The organism is Tunicatimonas sp. (assembly GCF_049647865.1).
GTDB lineage: Bacteria > Bacteroidota > Bacteroidia > Cytophagales > Cyclobacteriaceae > Tunicatimonas.
On the sequence record NZ_JBARYM010000260.1, the window covers coordinates 1 to 7,704 of the forward strand.

7 protein-coding genes and 1 pseudogene are annotated in these 7,704 nt (G+C 43.3%); 5 read left to right on the forward strand and 3 right to left on the reverse strand.

Annotated features, from left to right (window positions below):
• The first annotated feature begins 390 nt into the window (after positions 1-390).
• Both WBA23_RS08010 and typA read left to right on the forward strand, forming a co-directional pair.
• On the forward strand, positions 391-1,308 hold the full coding sequence (locus WBA23_RS08010; protein WP_424581752.1) for a mechanosensitive ion channel family protein: 918 nt from the start codon (positions 391-393) through the stop codon (positions 1,306-1,308).
• Between the two features lie 74 nt (positions 1,309-1,382).
• Positions 1,383-3,194 carry a translational GTPase TypA gene (typA, locus tag WBA23_RS08015; RefSeq protein WP_424581753.1) on the forward strand — a complete coding sequence of 604 codons (1,812 nt, stop codon included), beginning with the start codon at positions 1,383-1,385 and terminating at the stop codon, positions 3,192-3,194.
• 52 nt (positions 3,195-3,246) lie between these two features.
• Here the strand turns inward: typA and WBA23_RS08020 are convergent, their stop codons facing one another.
• Together WBA23_RS08020 and WBA23_RS08025 are read right to left on the reverse strand one after the other, a co-directional pair.
• A complete protein-coding gene (locus tag WBA23_RS08020; RefSeq protein WP_424581754.1) occupies positions 3,247-4,029 on the reverse strand; it encodes a ThuA domain-containing protein in 783 nt (260 codons plus the stop codon).
• A gap of 62 nt (positions 4,030-4,091) precedes the next feature.
• Positions 4,092-5,258, reverse strand: a complete 1,167-nt coding sequence (locus WBA23_RS08025; RefSeq protein WP_424581755.1) for a Gfo/Idh/MocA family protein — start codon at positions 5,256-5,258, stop codon at positions 4,092-4,094.
• Between the two features lie 129 nt (positions 5,259-5,387).
• Between WBA23_RS08025 and WBA23_RS08030 the strand changes: the two genes are divergently transcribed.
• From WBA23_RS08030 to WBA23_RS08040, 3 genes are all read left to right on the forward strand, one after another.
• Entirely contained in the window at positions 5,388-5,672 is a 285-nt protein-coding gene (locus WBA23_RS08030) for a DUF6958 family protein (protein ID WP_424581758.1), read from the forward strand.
• A gap of 92 nt (positions 5,673-5,764) precedes the next feature.
• Positions 5,765-6,130, forward strand: a complete 366-nt coding sequence (locus WBA23_RS08035; RefSeq protein WP_424581756.1) for an AAA family ATPase — start codon at positions 5,765-5,767, stop codon at positions 6,128-6,130.
• Positions 6,131-6,372: 242 nt separating this feature from the next.
• Positions 6,373-7,383, forward strand: a complete 1,011-nt coding sequence (locus tag WBA23_RS08040) for a hypothetical protein (protein ID WP_424581757.1) — start codon at positions 6,373-6,375, stop codon at positions 7,381-7,383.
• A 15-nt stretch (positions 7,384-7,398) separates the two neighbouring features.
• On the opposite strand, the pseudogene WBA23_RS08045 reads toward WBA23_RS08040, so the two are convergent.
• Positions 7,399-7,704 (reverse strand): annotated as a pseudogene (locus WBA23_RS08045) (hypothetical protein); the annotation flags it as partial.

Genomic DNA, 7,704 nt, shown 5'->3' on the forward strand with positions numbered 1-7,704 from the left:
GAAAATTTACGGTTGTGTCGCAGGCTTGCTGGTTGCCACAGAAGGTATAATAGATAGTAGATTTGATTTATATATTAGTAGCAGATCAGTTTAATTTGCTCTCAAAACATTATTATCGGTAGTAAAACATAAAATAGGCATGCTATTTTGCTAAAATTGGTGGGCTCGCTCTTCATAATATAATCTCGCTGAAACGTATAATCTGTGTTCTTTGGCTGATTAAGGTACACGCATATAACGAAGACTATTTTCAGTAGATAATAGCTTTTAGAAAGAGACTGTTTGATATACAGTTGGCTTTATCAGAACGTACGCCTAGTATTGCAAATTACATAGATTTACCGATGCTACGGTGTACACTGCCTATCACTAAAGCGTAAAATCCCCGCAATGAATAAATTATCAGCCATTGGTCAGCAAAAGGCCCAATTAGTACAGAAAGAAAATCGTAAGCGAATTAGTTTTCTGCTGAAGTTACTGCTGTTTGTAGGGCTAGTTTATGCCAATATTCACTCAGATTACTGGATTGACTTCATTGCGGGGGAAGCCCCGGATTTAGCCGATCCTCTGGACCGAGTTTTCCGAGCTTTATTATTTATTCTTACGACCAACCTACTAATTTCTCTGGCTCGTATTGTACTGGTAGCGGTTTACATTCGCCGAAAACATGAGCGTTCGCGGGCAAGTAACGTAGTGCTAGCGATTAACCGGATTGCTACCCTGCTCAATATTATCGTAGTTATAATTGGTGGGTTTCTGTTATTCGGATTAGAGTGGGATGATTTTTTTAGCACGTTCAGCTTAGTGGCCGTAGCCACCGTGCTACTCACTAAAGACTACATTTCTAACACCATAAACGGATTAATCAACATGATGTCGGATCGCTTGGCACTGGGCGACCGGGTGAAAATTGGTGCTCACGAAGGAACGATTAAGGATATTACCCTAAGCAATGTTTATTTGGAAGATGATGCGGCAAACCGAATTATCATTCCGAACAACACGGTATTTGCTGCTGATGTTATTAATTATAACCAACAGCGGGGCGAATTGGTAGAAGTTCCTGTCGAGCTTCATTCTGATGCAGTAGGAAATATTGTTGAATGGGAAAACCGAGTTAAAGTAAGCCTGCAGCCCTTTAATACCTATATTAATCTAGCTAAAGTAAAAGTGCGTTTACAGCATATAAACGCGGATAAAGTGCAGTTAGTAGTTCAGTTTCGTAGCAAAAACAGTAGTTCTGGCCGGAAAAAAGAGATAATTCACACGATATTGCAGCAATTTATTACCATTAAAACGGTATCTTAATCAAGAAAGACTAGACCTTTCCCGAACCTATTTCCCTATCTTTGCGCTTTAATTGAAAAAAGAACGCAATTTACATGCAGAGTATCCGAAATGTGGCGATCATCGCCCACGTAGACCACGGGAAAACCACCCTGGTAGATAAAATTATTTATGCTTCTAAAATCTTCCGGGAGAACCAGGAAGCGGGCGAGTTAATTCTGGATAGTAATGATCTGGAGCGAGAGCGCGGAATCACGATTACATCGAAGAATGTATCGGTTCGCTACCAAGACGTGAAGATTAATATTATCGACACCCCCGGTCACGCCGACTTTGGTGGTGAGGTAGAGCGAGTTTTAAAAATGGCCGACGGCGTTTTGCTGTTGGTGGATGCTTTTGAAGGCCCCATGCCGCAAACTCGCTTTGTATTGAGCAAAGCGCTATCACTGGGGTTGAAACCCATTGTGGTAGTTAACAAAGTAGACAAGCCCAATTGCCGTCCCGACGAAGTACACGAGCAGGTGTTTGACCTGATGTTTAACCTGGATGCCACCGAAGAGCAGCTAGACTTTCCTACGCTCTACGGCTCGGGTAAAGCCGGTTGGATGGCTAATGACTGGCAGAAGCCCACCGATAATATCACTCCCCTGTTGGACGCCATCTTGGAACATATTCCAGAAGCCCCCCAACGTGAGGGCGTACCGCAGATGCAAATCACTTCGCTTGACTTTTCTTCCTTTGTAGGCCGTATTGCCATCGGAAGGGTATATCAGGGTAAACTAGAGGAAGGAGCTACCATGGGGCTTTCTAAGCGCGATGATAGTATCAGAAAAGTAAAGATTAAGGAGCTTCAGGTATTTGAAGGCTTAGGTAAAGCCAAAGTGACTGAAGTACAAAGCGGTGATATTTGCGCGATAGTTGGGCTAGAAGACTTCGAGATTGGAGATACGCTAACGAGTTTTGATGCCCCCGAACCACTGCCGCGTATCGCAATTGACGAGCCGACCATGAGTATGCTCTTCACCATTAACAATTCCCCCTTCTTTGGAAAAGAAGGTAAGTTTGTGACCTCTCGCCACCTACGGGATCGCTTATTTAAAGAAACGGAAAAGAACCTGGCATTACGGATTGAAGAGACTGATTCGGAAGATCGCTTTTTAGTATACGGCAGGGGTATTCTGCACTTGGCGGTATTGATTGAAACCATGCGTCGCGAGGGGTACGAGTTTCAGGTTGGGCAACCGCAGGTACTGTTTAAGGAAATAGACGGAGTGCGCCATGAGCCAATAGAAGCAATGGTAGTAGACGTACCGGAAAGTGTGTCGGGCAAAGTGATTGAACTGGCTACCCAGCGTAAAGGTGAACTACTCATTATGGAACCCAAGGGCGATATGCAACACCTTGAGTTCGGCATTCCGGCTCGCGGACTGATTGGACTACGAAACCAAATGCTAACCGCTACCGCCGGTGAAGCGGTAATGACCCACCGATTTAAAGCCTACGAACCCTACAAAGGGCCCGTGCCCGGACGAATTAACGGTTCGCTGATTTCTATGGATATGGGAGCGGGTACGCCGTACTCGATTGATAAATTGCAAGACCGTGGAGTATTTTTCGTTGATCCGGGTGAGGAAATTTACATGGGGCAAGTAATTGGCGAACATACCCGCGGCAACGATCTGGTAATCAATATACTAAAAGGAAAAAAGCTCACCAATATGCGGGCTGCTGGTTCGGATGATAACAGTAAGATTGCGCCGAAAAAAGAATTTTCCCTGGAAGAAGCGCTAGAATATATTCAGAAGGATGAGTACGTAGAGGTTACGCCCAAGTCCATCCGAATGCGAAAGATTTATTTAGATGAAACTGAGCGAAAACGTATGAACGCCAAATTAGAGGCACAATAGCTGAGCTGTTTCAAGTGGCTGGTATATCCTTCACAAAACATATCCCAAGGAGTCATTCGGAGTAGGCTTGGCTATAATCCACTGGGATTCCTTCTCCGATTGCATATTCAATGCCTCCGGCCAAATGCTGGAGGAATAATGGTTCGGAATAAGACTCTTCGGTGTGGCCCAGTCCGGTAAAGAACATTCGTCCTCCGTCGTATTCTTTGTACCAGGATATTGGGTGGATCTCGCCGTTAGTTCCCCCTTCGTAAGTAGACTCATCTAAATTGATAAGTACATTGTTTTCCTTGTTAATGGATTTGTAGTTGTACCATTCATCAGCGCGTATCCAGTCTTTTGGCAACGGATCGGTAGCCGCGTGGTTGGCATCGATAACCCGTAACGTAGCTTCCCGAACATTGGGGTCGCTGGGGTGGCCGTTGAAGTAGGCACCTACTAGCTCGCCGTACCAAGGCCAATCGTATTCGGTATCAGCCGCAGCGTGTACGCCCACAAAGCCACCTCCGGCCTGAATAAATCGCTCCATTTGCACCTGCTGCTCGGGGTTGAGAATATCCTGAGTAGTGTTTAAGAAGATAACAACGAGAAAGTCCTTCAGCTTTTCCTCATTGAAAACACCAGCATCTTCGGTAGCCTCTACTTGGAAGTTATGCTGCTCGCCCAATTTTCTAATTGCTTCGATACCCACTTCAATTGATTCATGACGAAACCCTTCGGTTTTACTGAAGACTAAGACCGTAGCATCGCCTTCATTCGTGGCCGGTGAGGTAGAACAACCCAGTAATACAGCAGCAGCCAATCCGAATGCGATAAAAATGTTTTTTCTGTTCATAGATGAGTTTTATTATACGTAGAAGTTTGGGTGCTTATTTTTAGGAAATCTACTTGATGAATTTATAGGGCAATAGCTACCTCCTTATTGCCCTGCTCAATAGACTGATAGATCGCTTCAATGATTTTCATATCTCGTATACCCATTTCTCCGGTAGTTTTGATAGTTTCGTCCTGCATGATGCACTCGGCAAAGCGATCCATGTGTACCGCCTGCTCCCGAATCTGCGGAAAGTCCATTGGGCCATTGCTAGTTTCTCCGGCTAGTGGTCCGTAGGTGTAGGCCGGTGATAGTTCAAACCAGCCATTCTCCGCATCGGCGCGGAGCTTGTTATAGCTTTTATTATAGCTCGTTTGGCAGTTAGCTTTCAGTCCACTGGGAAAAGTTAGGGTAAAATTAACGGTTTCATCTACCTCGCTAAACTTCTCCATATCAGTTTTGAACTCTTCAGCTACTACCGAAACGGGCTCTTCGCCCGATGTGTAGCAAGCCGCTTGAAGGGTGTAGATTCCTACATCCATCAGCGCACCACCACCCGCCAGTTCGTAGTTCAGTCGCCACTGAGTTGGATCGCCAATAGTGAAGCCAAACGCATTCTCGATACTGGTTAACGAACCGAACACCTGTTCTTCAGCGAGCCGCATTATTTCCTGATTGAAGGGCTCGTAGTGCAGCCGGTAGCCAACCGCCAGTTTCACACTATTTTCATTGCAGGCATCAATCATTTGCTGGCATTCGTTTACCGAGATAGCCATTGGCTTTTCGGTAATCACGTGTTTGCCAGCTTTTGCCGCCCGAATGGTGTACTCAGCGTGCATAGCGTTGGGTAGTACGACGTAGACAATATCAATATCGTCGTTATCAATAAGCTCATCGTAGTTGTCGTAGTTGTAAATATTTCTATCGGGAATATTGTACTTCTGCTTCCACTCCTCAGCTTTGGCCGGAGTGCCGGTGACGATACCCGCCAGATAGCACTTCTCAGTTTGTTCCAGTGCCGGAGCTAGTTGTCCGTTGCTGTAATTACCTAAGCCTACTAGAGCTAGTCCCAAGCGATCTTTCTTTGGAGGAGCTTCGGTACTTTCGGTAGCGCTTTCAGAAGATGACTGGGATGAGCAGGCCGAGTTCAGTACGCCCATTGATGCGGGAAGAAATAGGCCAGCTCCAGTTCCTTGAGAAATGCGCTTTACAAATTTACGACGGGTGGTGTGGTTGGTGAGTTTTTTCATCAGTTTAGATTGTTCAATGGCTCAATTGCTAATTGTTCTCTGTTGTTGACTAATTTAGGTAATTCAACTAGGAATTGTAACTTAATACTCGAGACTACGAGAGTCTGATACTAATATAAAAAAATCTTGATGGAAGACCGGATTAAAACCCAGCACCCCCAGAGCAAACAGGGTGCGAACATTGAAAAGAGTAAATACGAACGGGTGAAGGCCGCTATTCTTGATACGCTCAACGGAAAATCGCTCACCCATACCGAACTTACCAATCAGGTTAAGGAAAAACTGAGAGGAAGTTTTGATGGCTCTATCGGATGGTATGTTGAAACCGTGAAGCTGGATCTGGAAGCCCACCGCCTAATTGAGCGAGATACTACACTGAGTCCTGCTCGTTATCGGATGAACTTGGTGGCTTGATTATATCGCCTCTTTTCTATCAAAGCAACTAGATGGTTGCTTAACTGTAAAGCGACCAATTTTGTATATTTATTGGCGGAACTACTGAAGTCATGCATATCACTCACTTACAGCTTATAAACTTTAAACGCTTTACTGATCTAACCATTGATCTGTCTAAGCTCACAACTCCACCGAAGCTGGTTTTACTAATTGGAGCGAATGGTAGCGGCAAGTCTTCGATATTTGACGCTTTTGAATCTCTTTCCGTATACGCTAAAGCAGTTTCTTTCATAGAAGATTTTCCGAATTATTGTAGAAAAGACACAGAAAGGCCAGTTAAGATTACGGCTAATTTCTCAAATCATACTACTTTAATTGTTGGTAGTGATGAGACACACCTTCTGATTTTCGTGATGAAGCAAAGTGGAAGACCTCTTTCTATGGGCGAAGTTCTCTCCGCCAAATACCTAGGCTAAGCAAAAAGCAGGTATCAAGCTTTAGTATAGAAAATGACTCTGACCGCCCCAGGCAATACATTGAGCGAGATAATCGATTTGAAAATGATATCGAGATACTTACTCAGAAGATACTGGAAGAAGTATTTAACGGAACCGACTTTGATGCCAAAAAGCTTAAAGAGCGTTATCTAGAACCGATTAATCAGAGTCTCTTCAGAATATTTGGTGGACTGGAAGCTCCTTCGTTAGAATTAGTTTCTTTGAAACCTCCCTTAGGTGGAAACGTAGCCGATGTTCGCTTCAAAAAAGGCGTTTCTGAGATCCACTACGATCTACTGAGTTCGGGAGAAAAAGAAGTGATTAATATTCTACTCAATCTGTTCGTACGACGCGATACTTACAGCGACACCATCTACTTTATTGATGAATTGGATTTACATTTAAATACCAAACTACAATACGCGCTGCTAAAAGAAATAACCGAAAATTGGATTCCGGAGAATTGCCAGCTGTGGACGGCTAGTCATTCGTTCGGATTCATTGAGTACGCTCGGGAAACTGAACACTCCGCAATCATTGACTTCGATAGTTTTGATTTTGACGAAAAGCATGTGCTGCTACCGGAGTCTAAAACTTCGTTAGATAATTTTGATGTAGCGGTACCAAAAGATACTATCTTCAATTTGTTTGATAACAAAGAAGTTATTTTATGCGAAAACCAGAACGATCAATTCTATAATTTGCTCAATCTTAAAGATAAAATTTTTATAGGAGTAAGAGACAAAAACCAAGTGTTCATCCAGACCAAGCAAGACATTAAGTACCACGGATTGATGGACCGCGACTTTCTGACCGACCAAGAAATTGCTAAAGCTAAACATGAGTATCCAAGCTTGCATATTTTAAAGTACTATTGCTTTGAAAACTATCTGTATCATCCGGACAATATCGGCGAACTACTTCCTGATTTTGATACGGAAGCATATCGACTAGAAATCTCTAAGCAGAAAGAAGACAAAAAGCTGAAGATAGTTTCAGAAATTAAGACTATCAGAAACTCTTATGCAATTCTTAAAGAAGATAGCATCCGAAGTAAAAGCGTTGATACTATTGTAGAAAGCTTTTCCAGTCAGGTGTTTGAGGCTTACTACCGATTCTTCGATATGAAAGCTAAGTTCAATAAAGAATCTATTGCCTCTCTTAATCTAAGCTCTAAGGATTTAGCTTCAACTCATTGGTTCAAAACAAACATTGCCCAAATACTTGATTAATATATTCCGGGTAATCTACACTGCCCCTTTTGTATTTATTAACTTCCGCTGGGCAAAATACCGACGGCGCAAAAACGACACTAAAGGTAAACCTATTAGGGTAGGTAATAACCAAGCAATAAATTCAGGATCTGTTCGGACATTATTGACTAAAAAGGCAGTAAGGGTAGCAATGTACGCTCCGGATATTCGGCTAATGTGGTAGCGAATCCACTGCTTATTTTTCATAACTTTTCGGCCACTAAACACCGGAATATCAGAGATAAGCTGGGTAGCGAGCAAGCTTCCGAATACACCAACTAAAATAAGTACTCCAGTATT